This is a genomic window from Pseudomonas protegens, from assembly GCF_013407925.2.
GTDB classification, from domain to species: Bacteria; Pseudomonadota; Gammaproteobacteria; order Pseudomonadales; family Pseudomonadaceae; genus Aquipseudomonas; species Aquipseudomonas fluorescens_AP.
The window spans coordinates 4302075-4323714 of record NZ_CP060201.1 but is presented as its reverse complement, the minus strand read 5'-3'; the positions used below and the strand labels follow the sequence as shown (position 1 = coordinate 4323714).

At 58.4% G+C, this 21640-nt stretch carries 20 protein-coding genes and 4 tRNA genes; 13 read left to right on the top strand and 11 right to left on the bottom strand.

What is annotated here, in order from left to right:
- The first annotated feature begins 1 nt into the window (after position 1).
- The 3 genes from GGI48_RS20075 to yacG are packed head-to-tail and all read left to right on the top strand — an operon-like array spanning position 2 to position 1694.
- Positions 2–874, top strand: a complete 873-nt coding sequence (locus tag GGI48_RS20075) for a prepilin peptidase (RefSeq protein WP_047306150.1) — start codon at positions 2–4, stop codon at positions 872–874.
- On the top strand, positions 871–1494 hold the full coding sequence (gene coaE / locus GGI48_RS20070) for a dephospho-CoA kinase (protein WP_179599720.1): 624 nt from the start codon (positions 871–873) through the stop codon (positions 1492–1494). The genes GGI48_RS20075 and coaE overlap by 4 nt, the downstream gene beginning before the upstream one ends.
- A complete protein-coding gene (gene yacG / locus GGI48_RS20065; protein WP_016968162.1) occupies positions 1491–1694 on the top strand; it encodes a DNA gyrase inhibitor YacG in 204 nt (67 codons plus the stop codon). Before coaE ends, yacG begins: the two co-directional genes overlap by 4 nt.
- A 16-nt stretch (positions 1695–1710) precedes the next feature.
- On the opposite strand, the gene GGI48_RS20060 is transcribed toward yacG, so the two are convergent.
- The 3 genes from GGI48_RS20060 to GGI48_RS20050 all read right to left on the bottom strand — a co-directional run bounded on the left by GGI48_RS20060 (position 1711) and on the right by GGI48_RS20050 (position 3143).
- Positions 1711–1926, bottom strand: coding sequence for a hypothetical protein (locus tag GGI48_RS20060; RefSeq protein ID WP_016968161.1), 216 nt, complete (start codon positions 1924–1926; stop codon positions 1711–1713).
- A 63-nt stretch (positions 1927–1989) separates the two neighbouring features.
- Positions 1990–2679: an energy-coupling factor ABC transporter permease gene (locus tag GGI48_RS20055; RefSeq protein WP_179599718.1), complete on the bottom strand. Its 690-nt coding sequence runs from the start codon at positions 2677–2679 to the stop codon at positions 1990–1992.
- A complete protein-coding gene (locus GGI48_RS20050) occupies positions 2676–3143 on the bottom strand; it encodes an FAD/FMN-containing dehydrogenase (RefSeq protein WP_179599716.1) in 468 nt (155 codons plus the stop codon). Before GGI48_RS20050 ends, GGI48_RS20055 begins: the two co-directional genes overlap by 4 nt.
- A 145-nt stretch (positions 3144–3288) precedes the next feature.
- Here GGI48_RS20050 and GGI48_RS20045 point away from each other — a divergent pair, with 145 nt between their 5' ends.
- The 3 genes from GGI48_RS20045 to GGI48_RS20035 all read left to right on the top strand — a co-directional run bounded on the left by GGI48_RS20045 (position 3289) and on the right by GGI48_RS20035 (position 5638).
- A complete protein-coding gene (locus tag GGI48_RS20045) occupies positions 3289–3918 on the top strand; it encodes a DUF1780 domain-containing protein (protein WP_016968159.1) in 630 nt (209 codons plus the stop codon).
- A 187-nt stretch (positions 3919–4105) separates the two neighbouring features.
- The gene (locus GGI48_RS20040) at positions 4106–4279 is read left to right on the top strand and encodes a DUF3094 family protein (RefSeq protein WP_016968158.1); all 174 of its coding nucleotides are present in this window, start codon (positions 4106–4108) and stop codon (positions 4277–4279) included.
- 60 nt (positions 4280–4339) lie between these two features.
- A complete protein-coding gene (locus GGI48_RS20035; RefSeq protein ID WP_016968157.1) occupies positions 4340–5638 on the top strand; it encodes an NAD(P)/FAD-dependent oxidoreductase in 1299 nt (432 codons plus the stop codon).
- A gap of 62 nt (positions 5639–5700) precedes the next feature.
- On the opposite strand, the gene GGI48_RS20030 is transcribed toward GGI48_RS20035, so the two are convergent.
- Positions 5701–6603 (bottom strand): proline iminopeptidase-family hydrolase, encoded by a 903-nt coding sequence (locus GGI48_RS20030; RefSeq protein WP_047306153.1) that lies wholly within the window; start codon positions 6601–6603, stop codon positions 5701–5703.
- Between the two features lie 89 nt (positions 6604–6692).
- Positions 6693–7454: a LuxR family transcriptional regulator gene (locus GGI48_RS20025; protein ID WP_047306154.1), complete on the bottom strand. Its 762-nt coding sequence runs from the start codon at positions 7452–7454 to the stop codon at positions 6693–6695.
- A gap of 326 nt (positions 7455–7780) precedes the next feature.
- On the opposite strand from GGI48_RS20025, the gene GGI48_RS20020 reads away from it, so the two are divergent.
- The 5 genes from GGI48_RS20020 to GGI48_RS20000 are packed head-to-tail and all read left to right on the top strand — an operon-like array spanning position 7781 to position 13074.
- Entirely contained in the window at positions 7781–8728 is a 948-nt protein-coding gene (locus tag GGI48_RS20020; RefSeq protein ID WP_047306155.1) for an ABC transporter permease, read from the top strand.
- Positions 8725–9576, top strand: coding sequence for an ABC transporter permease (locus tag GGI48_RS20015; RefSeq protein ID WP_179599714.1), 852 nt, complete (start codon positions 8725–8727; stop codon positions 9574–9576). The genes GGI48_RS20020 and GGI48_RS20015 overlap by 4 nt, the downstream gene beginning before the upstream one ends.
- Positions 9573–10559, top strand: a complete 987-nt coding sequence (locus GGI48_RS20010) for an ABC transporter ATP-binding protein (protein ID WP_179599712.1) — start codon at positions 9573–9575, stop codon at positions 10557–10559. The genes GGI48_RS20015 and GGI48_RS20010 overlap by 4 nt, the downstream gene beginning before the upstream one ends.
- The gene (locus GGI48_RS20005) at positions 10556–11557 is read left to right on the top strand and encodes an ABC transporter ATP-binding protein (protein ID WP_179599710.1); all 1002 of its coding nucleotides are present in this window, start codon (positions 10556–10558) and stop codon (positions 11555–11557) included. The genes GGI48_RS20010 and GGI48_RS20005 overlap by 4 nt, the downstream gene beginning before the upstream one ends.
- Before the next feature lie 2 nt (positions 11558–11559).
- The gene (locus tag GGI48_RS20000; protein ID WP_179599708.1) at positions 11560–13074 is read left to right on the top strand and encodes an ABC transporter substrate-binding protein; all 1515 of its coding nucleotides are present in this window, start codon (positions 11560–11562) and stop codon (positions 13072–13074) included.
- A 630-nt stretch (positions 13075–13704) separates the two neighbouring features.
- Here GGI48_RS20000 and GGI48_RS19995 read toward each other — a convergent pair.
- Complete coding sequence (locus tag GGI48_RS19995; protein WP_016967365.1) at positions 13705–14334, bottom strand: response regulator transcription factor; 630 nt, start codon at positions 14332–14334, stop codon at positions 13705–13707.
- 330 nt (positions 14335–14664) lie between these two features.
- Between GGI48_RS19995 and GGI48_RS31180 the strand changes: the two genes are divergently transcribed.
- Both GGI48_RS31180 and GGI48_RS19990 read left to right on the top strand, forming a co-directional pair.
- The gene (locus tag GGI48_RS31180) at positions 14665–14787 is read left to right on the top strand and encodes a hypothetical protein (RefSeq protein WP_260620487.1); all 123 of its coding nucleotides are present in this window, start codon (positions 14665–14667) and stop codon (positions 14785–14787) included.
- A gap of 122 nt (positions 14788–14909) precedes the next feature.
- The gene (locus GGI48_RS19990) at positions 14910–18215 is read left to right on the top strand and encodes a transporter substrate-binding domain-containing protein (RefSeq protein WP_179602066.1); all 3306 of its coding nucleotides are present in this window, start codon (positions 14910–14912) and stop codon (positions 18213–18215) included.
- Between the two features lie 48 nt (positions 18216–18263).
- Here GGI48_RS19990 and GGI48_RS19985 read toward each other — a convergent pair.
- From GGI48_RS19985 to clpB, 5 genes are all read right to left on the bottom strand, one after another.
- Positions 18264–18340, bottom strand: a tRNA-Pro gene (locus tag GGI48_RS19985).
- 93 nt (positions 18341–18433) lie between these two features.
- Positions 18434–18509 (bottom strand) — tRNA-Lys (locus tag GGI48_RS19980).
- 5 nt (positions 18510–18514) lie between these two features.
- A tRNA-Pro gene (locus GGI48_RS19975) sits at positions 18515–18591 on the bottom strand.
- A 9-nt stretch (positions 18592–18600) separates the two neighbouring features.
- Positions 18601–18676 (bottom strand) — tRNA-Asn (locus GGI48_RS19970).
- Between the two features lie 294 nt (positions 18677–18970).
- The gene (clpB, locus tag GGI48_RS19965) at positions 18971–21535 is read right to left on the bottom strand and encodes an ATP-dependent chaperone ClpB (protein ID WP_016964310.1); all 2565 of its coding nucleotides are present in this window, start codon (positions 21533–21535) and stop codon (positions 18971–18973) included.
- Positions 21536–21640 lie beyond the last annotated feature (105 nt).

Below are 21640 nucleotides of genomic sequence, written 5' to 3'. Positions count from 1 at the left end.
CATGTCCTTGACTGAAGTCCTGACCCTCTACCCCCTGGCTTTCGTGTCGCTCGCCCTGATCCTGGGGCTGCTGGTCGGCAGCTTTCTCAATGTGCTGGTGTGGCGCCTGCCGAAGATGCTCGAGCGCGACTGGCGAGCCCAGGCCCGCGAAGTGCTGGGGCTGCCACCGGAGCCCGCGGGTGCGCCCTATAACCTGCTGCTGCCCCATTCCCAGTGCCCGCATTGCGCACAGCCAATCCGCCCCTGGGAAAACATTCCCCTGCTCAGTTATCTGTTTCTGCGCGGTCGTTGCCACCATTGCAAGGCCGCCATCAGCCCGCGCTACCCGCTGACCGAGCTGGCCTGCGGGTTGATCTCGGCCTTCATTGCCTGGCACTTCGGTTTCGGCTGGCAGGCGGGCCTGCTGCTGATCCTCAGTTGGGGTTTGATCGCCATGAGCCTGATCGATGCCGATCACCAGTTGCTGCCCGATGTGCTGGTGTTGCCGTTGCTGTGGCTGGGACTGATCGCCAACAGCTTCGGGTTGCTGGTCAGCCTGGGCGATGCCCTGTGGGGGGCAGTGCTCGGCTACCTGAGCCTGTGGTCGGTGTTCTGGCTGTTCAAGCTGCTGACCGGCAAGGACGGCATGGGGCACGGCGACTTCAAGCTGCTGGCGATGCTGGGGGCCTGGGGCGGCTGGCAGGTGCTGCCGCTGACCCTGCTTCTCTCCTCATTGGTGGGCGCCATCCTCGGCACCCTCATGCTGCGCCTGAACCGGGCCAAAACCTCGACGCCGATCCCCTTTGGCCCCTTTCTGGCCATTGCCGGCTGGATTGCCTTGCTCTGGGGTGGTCAAATGACCGACTTCTATCTGCAGGCTGTCGGCTTCCAATGACTCGCTCCCCCAACACACCCTGGACACTCGGCCTGACCGGCGGCATCGGCAGCGGCAAAAGCGCCGCCGCCCAGCATTTCATCGACCTGGGCGTGCACGTGATCGATGCCGATCACGCCGCGCGCTGGGTGGTGGAGCCCGGACGCCCGGCCCTGGAACAGATTGCCCGGCACTTTGGCCAGGGCGTGCTACAGGCCGATGGCCAGCTGGATCGCGCGGCGCTGCGCAAGTTGATCTTCGAAGTCCCCGAACAGCGACGCTGGCTGGAAGCGTTGCTGCATCCGCTGATCGCCGAGGAGATCGTCAAGCATCTGGCCCGCGCCGAATCGCCCTACGCGATTCTGGTGTCGCCACTGCTGATCGAGTCAGGCCAGTCACGGATGACCCAACGGATTCTGGTGATCGATGTGCCGCAACCATTGCAGATCGAACGCACCTTGCAGCGCGACCAGATCAGCGAACAGCAGGTCCGGGCGATTCTCCAGGCCCAGGCCAGCCGGGAGGAGCGTCTGCGTCACGCCGACGATGTGCTGGTCAACGACCGCGATCAGGCCTGGTTGCGCAGCGAAGTCGAGCGCCTGCATCACTTTTACCTAACTTTGCGTGGAGGCCAGTCATGAGCCAACCCCTGACCGTCGAATGCCCAACCTGTGGCGCCCCCGTGGAATGGACCCCAGCCAACACCCATCGGCCGTTCTGTTCCGACCGTTGCAAACTGATTGATCTGGGGGCCTGGGCCGCCGAGGAACACAAGATCCCGGTGAGCCCGGATGCCGAGGACGAGCTGTTCTCGGAAGAACTGCCGCCCCGCGCGCACTGAGCGCTCAAACCGCCGGTCAGGGCCGCATGAAACTGTAGTCCTGATCGTCGTCGAGGTTCTCCGCGAGGAACTGCAACTCGTCCGCCAGATCCTCGATGCTGCGCACGCTCTTGCTCTGCTGCACCACCGCGCTGAGCAGCGCCCGCAGGCTCAAGCCCGGTTCAAACCCTTCCTGCTGGGCGCTGTGCAGACTGTCGCGCACTTCCTGCCGGGCCCACTGATAGACACTCATGACCGCACTCCTGGGATTTTTGCCGAGCATGCAGCGGGGCCCCAGGCGTGGCGTTGATATGGATCAAGAGCGCGGATCCTCGTCTTTCCAGGGCGCCGAGAGGTAGCGGGTGCGATTGAAGGTTTCCAGCCATTCCGGGCAAAACACCACCAGGGCACTGATCACTATGCCGTTGATGAACGCCTCGGGAAAGATGATCAGCCACAGGTAACCGACGAAATCCTCCAGCCACTCGGGCATGGCGAAACGCTCGTCGAACCACAACAGGCCCAGTGCGCAGAGCAGGCACAGCAGCGCCGACAAGGCCGCGGCGAAGAAGCCCGAACAGAAGATATAGACGAAGGGATTGCGCGGCTGGGCGCGCTCCACCAGCCAGGCACAGGCTTCGGTAACCGCCACCGGCAGCAGGATCAGCAAGACCCCATTGACCCCCAACGCCGCCAGATCCTGCCGGCCCAAGGCCAGCAGCCCCAGTTGCGCGATCAAGCCCCCCACGATCGCCAGCGGCCAATCCAGCAGCAGGGTCACCGCGGTCATGCCGATGAAGTGATAGGACACGCCGGTGTCAAAGTCTCGACGCACCAGCCACAGCAGAAACAGGGCAAACACCGTACCGAACAGCAGATGCTGGCGGCGGCTGTCGGTGAACAGCTCGACCCACGGCGCCCGCAGCACCGCCCAGGCCAGCACCGGGACATACAGGAGCCAGCCGATGCTCAAGCTTTCCGGCGACAGCAACGCCGAGCTGATCATGGCTGGACGTTCTCCAGCGCCGCCTGCAATTGCTCGACCGTGGCGAACTCTTGCCGGGACACCAGTTGGCCATCCTGCAATTGCAGCCACAGGACCTTGTCTTCGGCGGCGGGGTAACGCGAGGCCACACGCCCTTCCCGATCGAGCATCACCCGGTAGGGATAATCACGCATGGCAGGCACCGCGAACATCTTGGCGATCAGCGCCGGCATGCGCTGGATATCCGCGACAAAGACCCCATGACGCGCCTGCAGATAATCCTTGGGCTTGTCCTTGAGCGCGCCGTTCACCACCTTGGCCGCATCCATGCTGCGAGCCACCAGCAGGATCCGCGCCTGTGAATCGAGGCTGTAGGCTTGATCGTATTGATCCAGCAAGGTCCAGGGAGCCACACGCTCACCGATTTCCAGGGCCTGGGCCCACAGAGGCAACAGGCTCAGCAACAGAATTGACCAGGATTTCACTGCACGCTCCTAAATCGAGGGGGAGGACGGCAAACAGTCTACACCGCCCTCGGCCGGGCTCCAGCAAGCGCGTCTGCGGACCCAGGCCAAGGTTTTTCCGAGAGCCTGCTGCTAAAGGTCATATTTGGGCGCTAAGCTTGAGCTCATGGATGACTCAGATTTTTTGCGCCTGCTTACCATCCAGGCCGAACAAGCCAACGCATTTTTGTCCAATGCCCGCAAATGGGAGCGTGAGCGTTGGGTCTGCCAGCGCCTGCTGCAAGGCCTGAACATTCCCTATCGCAATGACGAATTCACCGCTGCCGGACAAGAGCCGCCCGATGTGTTGTTTCGCGATGCCAGCTTCGAGGTGTTCTTCGTCCTCGATGAGGGCCGCCGTCTCAACGACGAGTGGCGCGACGAACTGCAGCGACGGCGCAGTGCGTTTTCCCTGAGCCAACTGGTGCGGCGCGAAGCCAAGCCCAAACGCATCCCGGCCAACGAACTGTTGCTGCGCCTGGGACCGACCCTGCGCAAGAAGGCCCACAACTACCAGGAACGCGGGATGAACCTCGGTGAGCTGGATATCATCGCCTTCGCCGCCCTGAAACGTGAGGTGCTGGATCTGAACAGCCACTTCCCGCCGCCCACCGAATACCTGCGCCAGGGTTGGCGTTCACTGTCCCTGGTGGGGCCGACCTTTGCCCGGGTGCTGTTCGCCCATCCCGATGCACCGGAGTTCCTGCGCAGCAATCTGGGCCGCAGCATCCTCTTCGACGTCGGCATCAGTTTGTAACGGCCGTCAATCCGCCATGCGTGGGCATGGCGCACGCCCCCCAGCAATGGTAAAAAAGCCTCCTGCTTGCCAACGCCGGGACCTCGTCAGCGATCCCTGCACGGCAGCGGCTATGCTCGACTCATGCCCGATTGCATCGCGCTGTAACATTCCCTTGTGTTGCGACGTCTACCTGACGAGGCCCTATATGAGCAGCCGCCTGAACCCCGACGACCAACGCCATGTCGAAGAATATCTGCAACTGCCCCAGCACCAAGTCGAGCGCCGGCCCTTCCGGCCGTGGATGCTCCTTGTGGTGGTGGTTGCGGTGACTGTCGCCCTCGGCCTGTTGAGCCGTTTTATCAGTTACCTGACGCTATGAGCCGCTTCGCGCTCGCTCGGTTGACTGCACCGATTTCTTTTAGCCTTGCGAGATATCCCCATGACTCATCGTATTGTCATCGTTGGCGGCGGCGCCGGCGGCCTGGAGTTGGCGACCCGCCTGGGTAAGACCCTGGGCAAGCGCGGCACCGCCAGTGTGATGCTGGTGGACGCCAACCTGACCCATATCTGGAAACCCCTGCTGCACGAAGTGGCCGCCGGCTCGCTGAACTCCTCCGAAGACGAACTCAACTACGTCGCTCAAGCCAAATGGAACCACTTCGAGTTCCAGCTGGGGCGCATGAGCGGGCTCGATCGTCAACGCAAGAGAATCCAGCTGGCGGCGACCTATGACGAAGCCGGCGTGGAACTGCTGCCGGCCCGGGAACTGGGCTACGACACCCTGGTGATTGCCGTGGGCAGCACCACCAACGACTTCGGCACCCAGGGCGCGGCCCAGCACTGCCTGTTCCTCGACACCCGCAAGCAGGCCGAACGCTTCCACCAGCAGTTGCTCAACCACTACCTGCGCGCCCATGCCGGGCAGACCGATGCCGTGGAACAGATCAGCGTGGCCATCGTCGGCGCCGGAGCCACCGGCGTGGAACTGGCCGCCGAACTGCATAACGCGGCCCATGAGCTGGCGGCCTATGGCCTGGATCGTATCCAGCCGGAAAACATGCACATCACCCTGATCGAAGCCGGACCACGGGTGCTGCCGGCCCTGCCCGAGCGCATCAGCGGCCCGGTGCACAAGACCCTGGAGAAACTCGGGGTCAAGGTTCTGACCAATGCCGCGGTCAGCGAAGTGACCGCCGAGAGCCTGATCACCGCCGACGGCCAGACCATTCCCGCCAGCCTCAAGGTGTGGGCGGCCGGCATTCGCGCGCCAGGCTTTCTCAAGGACATCGACGGCCTGGAAACCAACCGCATCAATCAGCTCCAGGTCCTGCCCACCCTGCAGACCACCCGCGACGAAAACATCTTCGCCTTCGGTGACTGCGCCGCCTGCCCGCAACCTGGCAGCGACCGCAACGTGCCGCCCAGGGCCCAGGCCGCGCACCAGCAAGCGTCGTTGCTGGCCAAATCACTGAAACTGCGCATCGAAGGCAAGGCCCTGCCGACCTACAAGTACACCGATTACGGCTCGCTGATCTCGCTGTCACGCTTCTCGGCGGTGGGCAACCTAATGGGTAACCTCACCGGCAGCGTGATGCTCGAAGGCTGGCTGGCGCGGATGTTCTACATCTCGCTGTACCGCATGCACCAGATGGCGCTGTACGGCGTCTTCCGCACGGCGATGCTGATGCTCGGCAGCCGGATCGGACGGGGCACCGACCCACGCTTGAAGCTGCACTGAGTCCCTGAGTGTCCATGCGCCCCGCTACGCAATGTAGCGGGGCAACCGAGCAGGCGGGCCGACTACAGGCATTCGTCGAGAAAGCTCACCACGGTGCCCATGCAGGCGACCCGCTCTTCGACGTGAGGCATGTGGCTGGAGTTCTCGAACAAGGCCCAGCGAATGTCAGGAATGTTCTCCAGATAGGGTTTGACCACTGTGGGCGTGGCTTCGTCGTAGCGCCCGGAGATCAGCAGCGTTGGCACATTTACGCTCGGCAGACGCTCAACAATGCTCCAGTCCTTGAGACTGGCAATAATATGAAACTCATTAGGGCCATTCATTGCGCGATAGACCGTGGGATTGGCGTCAACCTTGGCGAAGGTCCGAGCAACATCGTCAGGCCAGGGCTTGATACGACAGACATGACGATCATAAAAGACTCGCGAAGCTGCAGCATATTCTACGGAGTCCGTTGTCCCCGCCCGCTCATGCCGTAGCAGAGTTTGCTGTACCTCTTCAGGCAAGGCCTCACGCAAGCGATTGGCCTCTGCGACCCACGTACGCATATCGGCAGGAGCGTTGGCGATAATCAGCGCCCGCAAACCTGCGGGGCGCAATACCGCATGCTCACTGGCCAGCATCCCACCCCAGGATTGCCCCAACAGCGCATAGTTATCGCTGATACCGAGGTGATCCAGAAGGTTGTCGAGCTCTTCAAGAAACAACTCCACCGTCCAGAATGAAGATGGCTTGTCTGTCAGGTGAGTGGAAAAACCATTGCCGATCTGATCATAGTGAATGACCGCACGGCCACTGGCTGCCACATCCTTGAAGGTGTCTACATAGTCATAGGTGCAACCTGGACCACCATGCAGAATCACCAATGGCGTATTGCCGTTGCGCAAATCGCCCGTAACGCGGTACCAGGTTTTATAAGAACCAAAGGAGGCATAGCTTTCGAGTGTTATCTTGTTCGAGTCCATTGTGTGCCACTCCCTGTATTACACATGGCACACAATATCGACGAGACGGAGTGGCTGTAACTAGAAGAAAGAATAGGTTTTACATCACCTCAGCTATCCAATAATCGGTAATGAACTGCACGGGCGACGGCCTGGACCCGATTCCTGGCGCCCAATTTATGCATGGCAGAGTTCAGATGGAGGGTCACGGTCGCCACAGAGCGGTGCAATCGTGCGGCGATTTCTAAAGCCGTAAAACCCTCTGCAGCCCACTTCATGCACTCACGCTCACGCTTAGTCAAAGGTGCCGATGAATGATTTCCCTCTTTCTTGCTAAGTACTGGATAGGCAGCCTCTTGCAGCGCATAGGCAATCAGACTGAACTCCCCGAGAACATGACGCATATCCTTGAGTGCGCTCTGAGTCCCACCGGAACGTAATCCCGCCAGGCTAGCAAAACCGCCTTTCGGGAGATGGATGGGGACTGAAACGCCATGAGCCATCTGAGCATTTTGCAGATAGCTCACCACCGGAGCATGACGTAAGCCGATTACTTGTTTCAGCACCGTCTCTGCCTCTGGCTGGTAGGACCAGAGGAACGGCGAGATAGAATTGAGTGCCACTTGCTGAACTGGATCAATCTGGTAGTAACCTTCACTACACCAGAGCTCTTGCCATTCTGTAGGCGTCTTACGCAGAAGCACCTCCGGCGTAATCAGCAAACCCTCATGATCAAATGGTACCGGGCTGTAGTCGTACACCAACGCATCGAAGCCCAGGTTGGAAGCCAGCAGCATAGCTTCATCCAGCTGCGCCTCCAGATTCCTTCCAGATAAAAGACAGTCGTTGTATTCAGACAGCTTGATCTGCATCCCTTCAGCTCCCTTATGGTTTTCATTCTTGACAACCAATCAGTAGAATGCCACGCCTCGGCGAGGGACAGCCAGAGTGAACCTATAAGATTTACTAGCTTACGGCGACGCTGCGCCCTCATTAAGTTTGTTCATCAAGTAGCAACTGACAGGATGTTAGTGATGCAGCAGGAAATGGCGACGGCCCTGCGACGAGATCAGGCGGCCTATGCCTTCAACGTGTTGACTCCCCTCCCAGCTCCGGCCACAAAGTCCCCCTGCCTACAAAACAGCCCACGCTCTTCCAGACACCAAGCGTCTATCCACAACACTATCGGGGCTGAATCATGAGCCTCGGACGATATCGCTTTGTACTGACCCGCCCTTTGCAATTGCTACCAGTGCTCTTCGGTATCAGCCTGATGACTTTTGTGATGGTACGTTCGATTCCAGGTGATCCTGCCCGAATTCTGCTGGGCAACCGCAGTACCCCGGATGCCTTACTAAAAATCAGAACCCAGTACGGTCTGGATCAACCTCTATGGCAACAGTACCTCTATTTTCTGAAGAATCTTTTCAACGGCGAACTCGGCCAATCCTTGCTGTACAAAGTCGATACGCTGAAACTCATAAACACCCGTATTGAGCCTACGCTGGCACTCGTCTTGGGCAGCGTAATGCTGGCGTTATTGATTACGCTGCCTCTGGCCACTTGGGCAGCACGCAATCAAGGCGGCTGGCCTGATCGATTAATCCGGCTGCTGACCACTGCGGGTCTGGGCATGCCGGCATTCTGGTTGGGAATCATGCTGATTCTATTGTTCAGCGTGCAATGGGGCCTTTTTCCGGTATCCGGTTACGGTCAAACCTGGCTAGAAAAACTGCACCACTTGGTACTCCCTTGTTTGACTGTTGCTCTGGCCTTGTCGTCATTGCTGATTCGAAATCTGCGCGCAAGCCTGATTGATGAAATGCAAGCCGAGCATATCGCCGCAGCCCGAGCGCGAGGTCTTGATGAGGGAGTCATCTTTCGTCGCCATGTCTTGCCCAACGCGCTGATCCCCACCGTGAACCTGTTAGCAGTGAACATAGGCTGGCTGATCAGCGGTACTGTCGTGATTGAAAGCCTGTTCGCAATTCCAGGCGTGGGCCAGCTGCTGGTGCGTGGAATATTCACCCGCGATTACATGGTGGTCCAGGGAGTAACGATGGTGCTGGCCTGCTCAACCGTAGCGGTGAACTTCCTTGCCGACATCCTGACAGTCGCCATCGACCCACGAGTCAAACTCCAATGAGCAGCATCACTACGATTGCCAATCAGAGGCAACACTTGAGGATCAATCGCGGCCAACTGAATCTGCTCCTGGGATTGGGAATTCTTTGCGTCTGGCTGTTGCTGGCAATACTTGCGCCGTGGGCCGCACCGTTCGACCCGCTTGAGCACAATATCGAGTCACGTTTGCACGCCCCGAGCCTCGTACATCTGTTCGGCACTGATAACTTCGGACGCGACATCCTCTCCCGAGTCATCTGGGGAGCTCGGGTAGATCTTCAGTTATCACTGTTAGGAGTCATCCTGCCGTTTCTGATTGGCACCTCGTTAGGAGCTTTGTCTGGCTACATAGGCGGATACTTCGACACCCTGTGCATGCGCACGACCGATATCATCCTGGCCTTTCCCTTTCTTGTGCTGATGCTGGCGATCATGATGCTGATAGGTCCCGGACTTGGCAGTTTCTACATTGCTATTGCACTTGTGGGATGGGTTTCTTACGCCCGTCTGACACGCTCACAAATTCTGGTTCTCAAGAAAAGCGACTTCGTCCTGGCAGCGCAAAGTCTGGGGTTCAGCCACATGAGAATCCTGTTCCGACACCTGCTACCCAATGCGCTTTTCAGTTCCATTGTGTTTTTCATGTCCGACGCAGTACTGATCCTACTCAACGGCGCAGCCGTCAGTTATCTCGGCCTCGGTGTTCAACCCCCTACTGCTGAGTGGGGAACAATGATTGCCGAAGGCCAGAGTTTTATTACTTCAGCCTGGTGGATCTGTACCTTTCCAGGGCTGGCGATCATTTCCTTGGCAATGGGCTTCAGTCTTATCGCAGACGGCATCGCCGACATGCTAGGAGAGCGCTCGTGAAGCCCCCTCTCTTGCAAGTCGACGAACTTAGCGTCATCGCACGCTCAGCCGAGAGTGAGACCACTTTGGTGGACCGCCTCTCATTCACTCTCGCGGAAGGAGAAATACTTGGCCTTGTGGGCGAAAGCGGTAGCGGCAAGACCCTTGCCTGTCGAGCCCTCATGCGCCTGTTACCAGCGCGTAACCTGCATGTTCAGGGGCGAGCCGTAAAACTTGGCGATACCAACTTATTGCAACTGAACGAGGATGAGATACGCGCAGTGCGAGGCCGGCAGCTAGGCATGGTGTTCCAAAACCCCACTAGTCACCTCGACCCACTGATGCGCATCGGCGAACAAATCAGTGAAGGTATTCAACTGCACTATGAAGTAACCAGACGAGAGGCACGCGCACTGGCCATCGACCTGCTGAGGCAGGTCGGTATCCCCGACCCACGAGTTAGAGCAGAACACTACCCCCATGAGTTCTCAGGCGGCATGCGACAACGGGCAATGATCGCTGTAGCCCTGGGTTGCAATCCAAAAGTACTGATTGCCGACGAACCGACTACCGCACTGGATGTGACTGTCCAAGCACAAATTCTGCGGCTGCTTCTGAACTTGCGAGATGAACGAGGCTTGTCACTGATCCTGATCAGCCACGACTTGGGAGTTGTGGCCCAAACCTGTGATTCGATAGCCGTGATGTACGCAGGCAGACTGTGTGAACGGGGCAGTAAACATGAGCTTCTAAGGTCTCCACAGCACCCTTATACAGCCGGATTGATTAGCTGCCAGCCAGCACACGGCAAAGGATTTGGCAGCTTGAAAACAATAGCCGGACAGCCGCCTTCATTCGACGCCCTTCCTCAAGGGTGCCGATTCGCGCCTCGTTGCCAACACTCTGTAACGCTGTGCGTCAATCAACAGCCAGAACCACAGCGAGCCAATGCAGAACAACTCGTCGCCTGCCACTTCCCAGTGAAGCTAGGAGTTTTGCAATGAGTCTGCTGCAAGTCAGAGATCTCCACGTACATTTTGCCTCCAGCACGAGTTGGTTAGGCATGCGTAGCCGATGGCTGAAAGCGGTCAATGGTGTCTCTCTGGATCTGGCCCAGGGAGAGATCATGGGGTTGGTGGGCGAATCCGGGAGTGGCAAAAGTAGTCTCGGCAGAGCAATTCTGTGTTTAAACGAGACCTGCGGAGGGAAAATACTTTTCGACGGCACAGATATCACTGCTGCCAATAAGCGCGATATTCAACGTCTGCGACACGAAACCGCAATGATTTTCCAAGATCCATACACCGCGCTCAATCCAAGAATGAGTGTTGGCGAAACGCTAAGAGAAGCCCTACGAGTACTCCGTAAATGGCCTTCGCAGCACATCGCTGAGAGGGTGGACGAGTTGCTCAGGCTGGTAGGACTACCCGTGGAGATAGCCTCTCGCAAACCTGGCTCTCTCAGTGGAGGCCAATGCCAGCGGGTAGGGATTGCACGAGCCCTCGCGGTCGAACCTAGATTGATTGTCGCCGATGAATGCCTCTCGGCTTTGGACGTCTCCATCCAAGGACAGATCATCAACCTACTACTGGAGTTGCGTCAGCAGATAAATCTGACACTTCTGTTTATCAGTCACGACCTGTCCGTCGTTCGTCGAATCTGCGATCGAGTAGCCATTATGTACATGGGACAGATCGTCGAAGAGGGTCCGGTAGAAGCCATATTCAACAACCCTTGCCATCCATACACGGCGGCCTTGATCAACTGCATTCCACAACTGGACCCAAGCCAGGCCTTGCCACCAGACCCATTACCAGGCGAACCACCCAGCCCGATGCTGCTACCCGCGGGCTGCGCCTTCCACTCGCGCTGCAAGTATGCGCAGTCCGTTTGCGCCAATACTCCACCCCCTACCCGGTTTCTGAAGAACCGGCGCTACAGCTGCGTACTAGAAGAAACGCAGTTCAAAAAACTAAAAACCACATATCAACAGGGAGTTTGATCATGAAGGCAAAACATCGAAAGATATTGGCAGCCGCCTCGCTTCTAGCCTGCACATTGACAACGGGTATTTCGCAAGCTGCAGGGGTCCTGACTATCGGCTGCCGAGAAGAAAGCACGACTTTCGACCCGATCAAAAGCGCACAGAATCGTGACAGTTGGGTATTTACCAACGTATATGACGTACTAGTGCGAGTAGACAAAGCGGGGACCAAGCTACTCCCCGGACTGGCAGAAAGCTGGAACATTTCCGACGACGGCCTGACCTACACCTTCAAACTGCGTCCGGCCAAATTCTCCGACGGCTCGCCTATCAGCGCCCAGGATGCGGTCTTCAGCCTGCTACGTATTCGCGATGATAAAACTTCGTTGTGGACTGACACCTACGCCATTCTTGACAAAGCCGAGGCGCCAGACCTCCAGACCTTGGTGCTAACGTTGAAAAGCCCTTCGGTTCCCTTTCTCGCGCAGTTGGCCTCGCCCAATGCATCGATCCTTTCAAAAGAAGCAATGGTCAAGATGGGTGACGAGGCCTACGCCCAGCGACCCGTTTCATCCGGCGCCTTCGTAGTCAAGGAGTGGTTGCACGGGGACAGGGTAATCCTGGAAAAGAACCCGCACTTCTGGCAAGCCGATACAGTAAGCCTGGATGGCGTTGAATGGATCTCCATCCCCGACGACAACACACGGATGCTAAAGGTCCAGGCAGGGGAACTGGACTCAGCGCTTTTCGTCCCCTTCTCACGAGTCGATGCGCTAAAGAAAGACCCAAATTTGGTTGTGCATCTGGATCCTTCCACACGGGAAGATCACCTGTTGATCAACCACGAACACAGTCTGCTGAGCAAACCACAAGTGCGTGAAGCCCTGGATCTAGCCATCAATAAAAAGTCTCTGGTTGATGCCGTTACCTTCGGGCATGGCGAAGTGGCCTATTCGTACATCCCAAAAGGCGCCATGTACCACTACGCCGATAACCTGCAGCGTCCCTACGATCCAGAAAAAGCCAAAAAGCTACTGGAGCAAGCCGGTGCCAAAGGGATGCAACTCAACTACGTGGTCAACGCTGGCAATGAGGCAGACGAACAGATCGCCGTGCTTGTACAGAATCAGTTGGCGGCCGTCGGGGTGACTGCCAATCTTCAAAAGGTCGACCCCAGCCAGAGCTGGCAGATGCTAGTGGATGGTGACTACGATCTGTCTGTCATGTATTGGACAGCAGACATCCTCGACCCCGACCAGAAGACCACCTTTGTCCTCGGACACGACACCAACATGAACTACATGACCCGCTACCATAACCCTAAGGTCAAAGCACTGGTAGCTGACGCACGAGTGGAAATGGACGCCTCCAAGCGTAAACAGATGTATCTGGACTTGCAAAAGCTCGCTAAACAGGACGTGAACTGGATCGACCTCTACTACAGTCCTTACATCAACATTTCACGCAAGAACATCGAAAACTTCCAGCAGAGCCCAATGGGCCGCTTCTCCCTGGAAGAAACCGTCAAGAACTGATCCAGCAAAGCCCCGCAACCAGCGCTATCGGCCTGGTTGCGCGAGGCTCTACCCCAGCAGCGCTGATGCCCCCCAAGGTCGGTACCACGCATGCCGGCTCCTGCCCTATCTGCTGCAACAGCAGTTCATGACCCAGCCGAATGTGGCGCCGTGCATCATTCATTGCAGACAAGGCCCCTTGTCATGCAGATGCCCCAGCCCCTTTTGCTCCGCAACGGTGAAAAGCCCCTCCACCTTCTCCCCAGAGGAATACGCTCGGCGCCTGAGCCCCCCCCTGCGCACCCATATGGCCCGGGAGGATACAGCCCGCGTCTGTTTTCCAATGAGCTTTAGATAAAAGACGCCTCTATAAAGACAAATAACCTGCAACCACAGAGCTCACTGCCCCAAGAAAGCTGTTACTGCACTTACACAATCAACAAGAAAAATCTCAAACGACAAGAAGTCCCAGCTGCCCATCCAAGATGGGCCGTGAAGTTCAACAAAAAACTGTAAACGACTTTTAGGACGGCTCCAGCACTTCTGGAGTTATTCACAGACAAGGAGGTGTTGTGTCGCTCAGCATCGAACAACACAACAGACACATTGCGCAATGAAGCAAAGAACTACAGATGGCCAGCCACATTCAACTCATGGAATCAACGCATTGCGTTTGGCAAACTCCGCCAGACTGACTTGTGAACCCAAGCCCAACTTCTGCAATAAACGGGTTTTGTAAGTACTCACGGTCTTGTTGCTCAAGAACAGTTTTTCACCAATGGCCTTGTTCGAATAACCCTGGGCCAGATACTGCAGCACGATCATTTCCCGGTCGGTCAACAAACCTATCTGTTCGCTCTCGGACTGTTGTTCCGCGGTGGGAGTGGATACATCCAGTGCCTGGGACGGGTAAAAGGTGTAGCCGGCCAGCACCGCATTAATGGCCACCACCAGATTACCCAGGTCCTCTTCCTTGTTGACGAATCCCCGAGCCCCGAGCTGAATGCAACGCCTGCAGAAGCTCTCGACAGGCTGCGAAGTCAACACCAGCACTTCGGTGGACATGCCCAGCGCCTTGATCCGTGACAGCACCTTGAGGCCATCCAGCTTGGGAATACCGATATCGAGGATCACCACCGCCGGTTCATGTTCACGAACCAGTTCCAGCGCATCCAGTCCATTGTCTGTTTCGGCCACCACCCGCATGTTGTTTTTTTCCAGCAAGACCTTAACGGCGAGCCGGACAACAGGATGATCGTCAACTATCAATACGCTGTGCATGTTGTCACTTCACCTTAAAAACCTGGCCTCAGGGCAGGACGTGTCGCTCGGAAGATAAACGCAATCGCACCTCGATCAGGTGCAACTTTGGTACTGGTGTAAACACTGTTGCCATGGGGACATCGCCTGCGCAACGTCCTGTTGACTCCCGGGAAATTTCAGATTCCCGGCAAATAAAGGACGATACAAGAGGTTAATCACTTCTCACAAAGGAATCAGACAGTCTGATTTTTCACTAGGAAATTTCCCAGTAATCACAGGGTTTTGCCTTATGGCCCCCGCTCCAGGTTATTAAGCAAGATGGTCGACAAGTAATGACGCGAGCCGGCCATGCAACACTTGAACGCCCTGGTTCTGGAAGATGAACCGCTGCAACGCCTGGTCACCGTGACGCCGCTGAAAAAAGTGTTGTCGGGGCAAGTGCTCGAGGCCCTGGCATTTTGCAGCCGCTAGCCCCGCACGACAGCCGTTCAAGGTGGCGCCCCATGGCCCTGTTTCACCAACCGTCCGCCCAGCGTGGATTGCGCCACGACTCTGGAACCAAGCCTTACGACCCGCCAACTTTCGACGCGATCATGCATTCACGATTTATCTGGCTGTTCGTCTGCTTGGCGCTCACCGCTGTGCAACCGGCAGCGGCCGAGCCCCCGACATTGCCCAATACCTTGCACAGTCGGGCTCACCTCGACCATCACCATCTGGCCCTGGAGGAAGAAGACTGGCATTGGCTGCGTCACAAGTCAGCGTTGACAATCGGCGCCGTCGCCACCGAGTCGGCACCGTTCAATGTCAGCTATGACGACCACCACTACGAAGGCATTTCCGCCGACGTCAGCGCCTTGATCGGGCAGATGCTCGGGGTGCGCATCAAGGTCGTGCCGTTTACCACCCGGGATGCCGCCTTGCAGGCCTTGCAAGCGGACAGTATCGATCTGCTGGGCAGCTACAGTTCCCGGCCAGCCACGGCCGACAGCCTCAGGTTCAGCCGCCCCTTCGCCGAGGCTCGCCTGGCCCTGTTCAGGCGCAACGACGACCCGAGGCCTGCGTCCGCCAACCTGGCCGGGCTGCGGGTGGCCGTCCCTCAGGAGCACAGCGCCGAACTGCTGGCACGCTTTCCTCTCGCCCACGCGATGATCTACCCCAGCCCCGACGAAGCCATTGCCGCGGCGGCCTTCGGCCATGCCGATCTGTACCTGGACGACGTGCTCAGCGCCTATTTCCGCATTAACCGCGCCTACTACAGCTACCTCAAGCTCGAAGGTTTCGCCGAGTTTTCCAAAGGGGACTATGGCTTTGCACTCAAGGGGAACAACCAGCGCCTGCAGCGCATTCTCGACCAGTGCATCGAAGCCATTGGCCGAGAACAACTCACCAGTCTCAGTCACCGCTGGGTAGGCAGTGGCTTGGTTGCGTCGGATGAGAAGGTGGTTCTGACGCCGGAGGAGTCGCGCTGGATCGCCCGCAACCCGTTGATCCGCCTGGTGATCAACGATGACCTGGCGCCTGTGGCGTTTTTCGACGCCAACGGCATTTTCTCCGGAGTCACCGCCGAACTGCTGGAACTGATTGCCCAGCGTAGCGGCCTGCGCTTCCAGGTGTCCGCCCGCAACGGCGGCTACCCGGAACAGATGGAAGCCCTGGGTAAATCGGAAGCGGACCTGGCCATCATGACCGCCAGCGCGCAACGCGAGCACACGCTGCGCTTCACCCGGCCCTTTCTGAGCAGCCCCTTTGTCCTCGTCAGCCCAACCGACCGGAACGGCAAGGCGCAGCTTGCGGGAGAACTGATCGGCAAGCGCCTGGCCATACCCCGCGGCCACGTCACGCTGCAACAGGTGCGCGAGCACTATCGGCAAACCCGGATCATCGAAACCGATACCTCGCTGGACGCCATGAACAGGGTCTATGAAGGCAGTGCCGATGCCGCGCTGGTGTCCCTTCCGGCCGCGCGTTACTACATTGTCCGTCTGTTTCAGAACCGCCTGGCCGTCGCCGACCTGATTCCCACCGCCCGGGCCACCACCCACTTTGCCTTGCGCCGCAGCGACCCGGAGTTGCAATCCATCCTCGATAAGGCCCTGCTCAGCCTCCCGGCGGACGACCTGAACGCCATCGCCAGCCACTGGCGCTCGCCGCCTGGGATGAGCAGCCAGACCTGGCGCGACTACGCCCTGATGATCGCCGAGATCATCGCCGGGGCCTCGCTGCTGCTCATGCTGTCACTGGCCTGGGTCGTCTACTTGCGTCGCCGGGTCAAGGCCGAGCAAACCCTCAACGGCCAATTGCGCTTTATCGAAACACTGGCGGAAAACATGCCGCCTGCGCTCTATATCCGCGATATCGACGGCCACATGCTGTCCTGCAACCGCAGTTACCTGGAGAGCGTCGGGCTCAGCGCCGAAGAGGTGCTCAACCGCTGCGTGCAGCCACTGCCGGCCGAGCACTTCGCGGCGCAACCCGATCTGCATCAGAACTACCTGCAGGCCATCAGCGACGACCAGACCATCACTTCGGTCCATGCGGTGAAGCTGCAGGGCAAGGAGGTCTGGATCGAGCACTGGATTCAGCCATTCAAGGATGCCAATGGCGTCACCAAGGGCGTGATCTGCGGCTGGCTGGACATTACCAGGCATCGCCATCTGGTCCAGGAGCTGAAGGAAGCCAAGAACCTCGCGGACCAGGCCAGCCGGGCCAAGACCACCTTCCTGGCCACCATGAGCCATGAAATCCGCACGCCGATGAACGCGATCATCGGCATTCTGGAACTGGCGCTCAAACGCGCCGACAGCGGCCGGATCGAACGCTCCAGCATTGAAATTGCCTACAGCTCGGCGCACAGCCTGCTGGAGCTGATTGGCGATATTCTGGATATCGCCCGTATCGAGTCGGGGCGCCTGAGTCTCTCGCCCAAACGGGCCAATTTGCGCGAGCTGGTGGAGTCGGTGGCGCGGGTGTTCGAGGGGCTGGCCCGGCAGAAATGCCTGAACCTGATCCTCGAGATCGATTCCAGCATCAACGGCGACGTACTGGTGGACGGCCTGCGTTTCAAACAGATCCTGTCCAATCTGGTGAGCAACGCCATCAAATTCACCGAGGCCGGGTTTATCAAGGTGAGCATCGGCGGCGATCTGCTGGACGACGCGGTGCTGCGGGTGCGGCTGTGTGTCGAGGACTCGGGGATCGGCATCTCGCCCGGCAGCCAGCAACGTCTGTTCCAGCCTTTCGCCCAGGTGGAGCGCAACGTGCAGAACCTCGAGGGCACGGGCCTGGGCCTGGTGATCTGCCGTTCCCTGTGCGAAATGATGGGGGGCCAGGTGTCGATGAGCAGCGCTGTCGGGCAAGGTACCCGAGTGAATGTGGAGTTGCGTCTGCAGACGCTGGAGAGCGTGGCCGCAGCCGAGCGCCTGCCACCGGTCAACAAGCGTCACATGTACCGCTTGCAGATCCTGGTGGTGGACGATCACCCGGTGAACCGCCAGGTCCTGCAGCAGCAACTGTGCTTCCTCGGACATGACGTGGTCGAGGCGGAAAACGGTCTGCAGGCCCTGCACATATGGCGTGAGCGGGGCTTCGACGTGATCATCACCGACTGCCACATGCCCGTCATGAACGGGGCCGAACTGACCCGCTCAATTCGCCAGGATGAGCGCGATACCCACAGCGAACCGATCGTGATCATCGGCCTGACCGCCGACGCCCAGCAGGAGGAGGTGGAGCGCTGCATCCAGGCGGGAATGAACGACTGCCTGATCAAACCCATCAGCCTGGATGAGCTGGAAGAGCGCCTGCTGGTCATGGGGCAGGCCGATGATGGCGAGCGCGAAAGCCTCGCCAGTTCGAAGCCCGCCAGCCCCTGCCCGCCCCGGGGCACGCCTTTTTAGCGGGCAAACGAAAAAGGGCACCTCAAGAGGTGCCCTTCTTCGTGAATATGGTCGGGGTAAGGGGATTCGAACTCCTGACATCCTGCTCCCAAAGCAGGCGCGCTACCGGACTGCGCTATACCCCGGTAAAAAAAAGGCACCTTTAAAAGGCGCCTTCTGCGAACAGAGCTTTTGGCGTCTGATCTTAAGATTCGATTCCAGCGAACTGGTCTCAAAAATGGTGGGTCGTGTGGGATTCGAACCTACGACCAATTGGTTAAAAGCCAACTGCTCTACCAACTGAGCTAACGACCCAAAAATGGTCGGGGTAAGGGGATTCGAACTCCTGACATCCTGCTCCCAAAGCAGGCGCGCTACCGGACTGCGCTATACCCCGATTTGAAATTGGCTCCGTGACCAGGACTCGAACCTGGGACCCAATGATTAACAGTCATTTGCTCTACCGACTGAGCTATCACGGAACTGCATATTTCAAGTTACAACTTTTTACCTCATCCTCTTCGGCTTTCCCGTATCGCTACGTTCATGCCTCTGAGGCGCGCTATTTTACAATCTTCAAACTACCTGTCAACCCCTTAAATTGCTTTTAAGACAATGATTTGCGACTTCATTGCCGGTTTCTTCTACATCAGAAAAAACCTGGGAGGTGACTGACTGCGGGGCGCACTTTACAAGCCTTTTCCTTACAGTTCAACACCCTAGTGAAAAAAAGGCCTCGCCGCGCGAGGCCTCATTACTCACCGGCCACCAAGGGTTCAGGCAAAGACGATTTCGTCGTCCTGCACCGAGGCGGTGACTGTAGCGCCCGGCAAGAAACCACCGGACAGAATCAACTGGGCCAACGGGTTTTCGATCCAGCGCTGAATCGCCCGCTTCAACGGCCGCGCGCCATACACCGGGTCGTAACCCACGGCGATCAGCTTGTCCAAGGCCTCGTCGCTCAATACCAGGCTCAGGTCGCGCTCCGCCAGACGACTGCGCAGGCGACCCAGCTGGATCTGCGTGATGCCAGCAATCTGATCCCGTGCCAAAGGCTCGAAGATCACCACTTCGTCGACCCGGTTGATGAATTCCGGCCGGAAGTGGGTGGACACCGCGTCCATCACCGCTGCCCGCTGTGCCTCACGATCGCCCACCAGTTCCTGGATCTGTGCCGAGCCCAGGTTGGACGTCATGACAATCACCGTGTTGCGGAAGTCCACGGTACGGCCGTGGCTGTCCGTCAGGCGACCATCTTCCAGCACCTGCAGCAGGATGTTGAACACATCCGGGTGCGCCTTCTCGACTTCGTCCAGCAGGATCACCGAGTACGGCTTGCGACGCACGGCTTCGGTCAGGTAGCCGCCCTCTTCATAACCGACATAGCCCGGTGGCGCACCGATCAGGCGAGCCACGGAATGTTTCTCCATGAACTCGGACATATCGATCCGCACCATGGCCTCTTCGGTGTCGAAGAGGAATTCCGCCAGAGCCTTGCACAGTTCGGTCTTACCCACACCGGTTGGGCCGAGGAACATGAACGAGCCGCTGGGACGATTCGGGTCGGACAAACCGGCCCGAGAGCGGCGTACCGCGTTGGATACCGCCACCACGGCTTCGTTCTGACCGATCACCCGTTGATGCAGCAGGCTTTCCATCTTCAACAGCTTGTCGCGCTCGCCTTCGAGCATTTTCGACACCGGGATGCCGGTCCACTTGGACACCACTTCGGCAATTTCTTCCTCGGTGACCTTGCTGCGCAGCAACTGGTTCTCACTGTGGCCGTGCTGATCGACCATCTGCAGGCTGCGCTCCAGATCGGGGATCACCCCGTACTGCAACTCGGCCATGCGATTGAGATCGCCTTTGCGTCGAGCCGCTTCCAGCTCCTGACGCGACTGCTCGATCTTCTGCTGGATCTGTGCGGAACCCTGCACTTCGGCTTTCTCCGAGGTCCAGACTTCTTCCAGGTCAGCGTATTCACGCTCCAGGCGGACAATCTCTTCCTGGAGTTTTTCCAGGCGCTTGATCGCCGCCTCATCGTCTTCTTTCTTCAGGGCCTGGGATTCAACCTTGAGCTGAATCAGACGCCGCTCCAGACGGTCCAGCACTTCCGGCTTGGAGTCGATCTCCATGCGGATACGGCTGGCGGCCTCGTCGATCAGGTCGATGGCCTTGTCCGGCAGTTGCCGATCGGTGATGTAACGATGGCTGAGCTTGGCCGCGGCGATGATCGCGCCGTCGGTGATCGCCACCTTGTGGTGCACCTCGTAGCGCTCTTTCAGGCCACGCAGGATGGCGATGGTGTCTTCCTCGCTCGGCTCGTCCACCAGCACTTTCTGGAAGCGCCGTTCGAGGGCCGCATCCTTCTCTATATATTGGCGGTACTCGTTGAGCGTGGTCGCACCTACGCAGTGCAACTCACCACGGGCCAATGCCGGCTTGAGCATGTTGCCCGCATCCATGGAGCCTTCGCCCTTACCGGCGCCGACCATGGTATGCAGCTCGTCGATGAACAGAATGATCTGACCTTCCTGTTTCGACAGTTCATTGAGCAGGGATTTCAGGCGCTCTTCGAACTCGCCACGGTACTTGGCACCAGCAATCAGTGCCCCCATGTCCAGGGACAGCAGACGCTTGCCTTTCAGGCCATCGGGCACTTCACCATTGATGATCCGCTGGGCCAGGCCTTCGGCGATGGCGGTCTTGCCGACGCCAGGCTCACCAATCAGCACCGGGTTGTTCTTGGTACGACGCTGCAGCACCTGGATGGTCCGGCGAATTTCGTCGTCACGGCCAATCACCGGATCGAGCTTGCCTTCTTCGGCGCGCTTGGTCAGGTCCACGGTGTATTTGTCCAGGGCCTGACGCGACTCTTCGACGTTGGCGTCATTGACCGCCTCGCCGCCGCGCAGGTTGTTGATGGCGTTCTCCAGGGCCTTCTTGCTCACGCCCTGGCCCAGCAGCAGTTTGCCGAGCTTGCTGTTTTCATCCATGGCCGCCAGCAGCACCAGTTCACTGGAAATGAACTGATCGCCTTTCTGCTGCGCCAGGCGATCGGCCTGGTTGAGCAGGCGCGCCAGATCCTGGGACATGTTGACGTCGCCCGTGGGGTTCTGGATTTTCGGCAGTTTATCGAGCTCTTTGCTCAATTCCTTGCGCAGGCTGTTGACGTCGAAGCCCACTTGCATCAGTAAGGGCTTGATCGAACCGCCCTGCTGTTCAAGCAGAGCCTGCATCAGGTGCGCTGGCTCGATGGCCGGATGATCCAGGCCAACCGCCAGAGATTGTGAATCGGATAAGGCCAGCTGAAGCTTGCTGGTTAATCGGTCTATACGCATTAGTCACCTTCCTTTTGAGCAGGCCGGAGCGATGGACACACCTAAATAGAGAAACCTGCCAGATGTATCTCTAGATGCGGTCGATTCTGGGAGATTCAAGCGCCG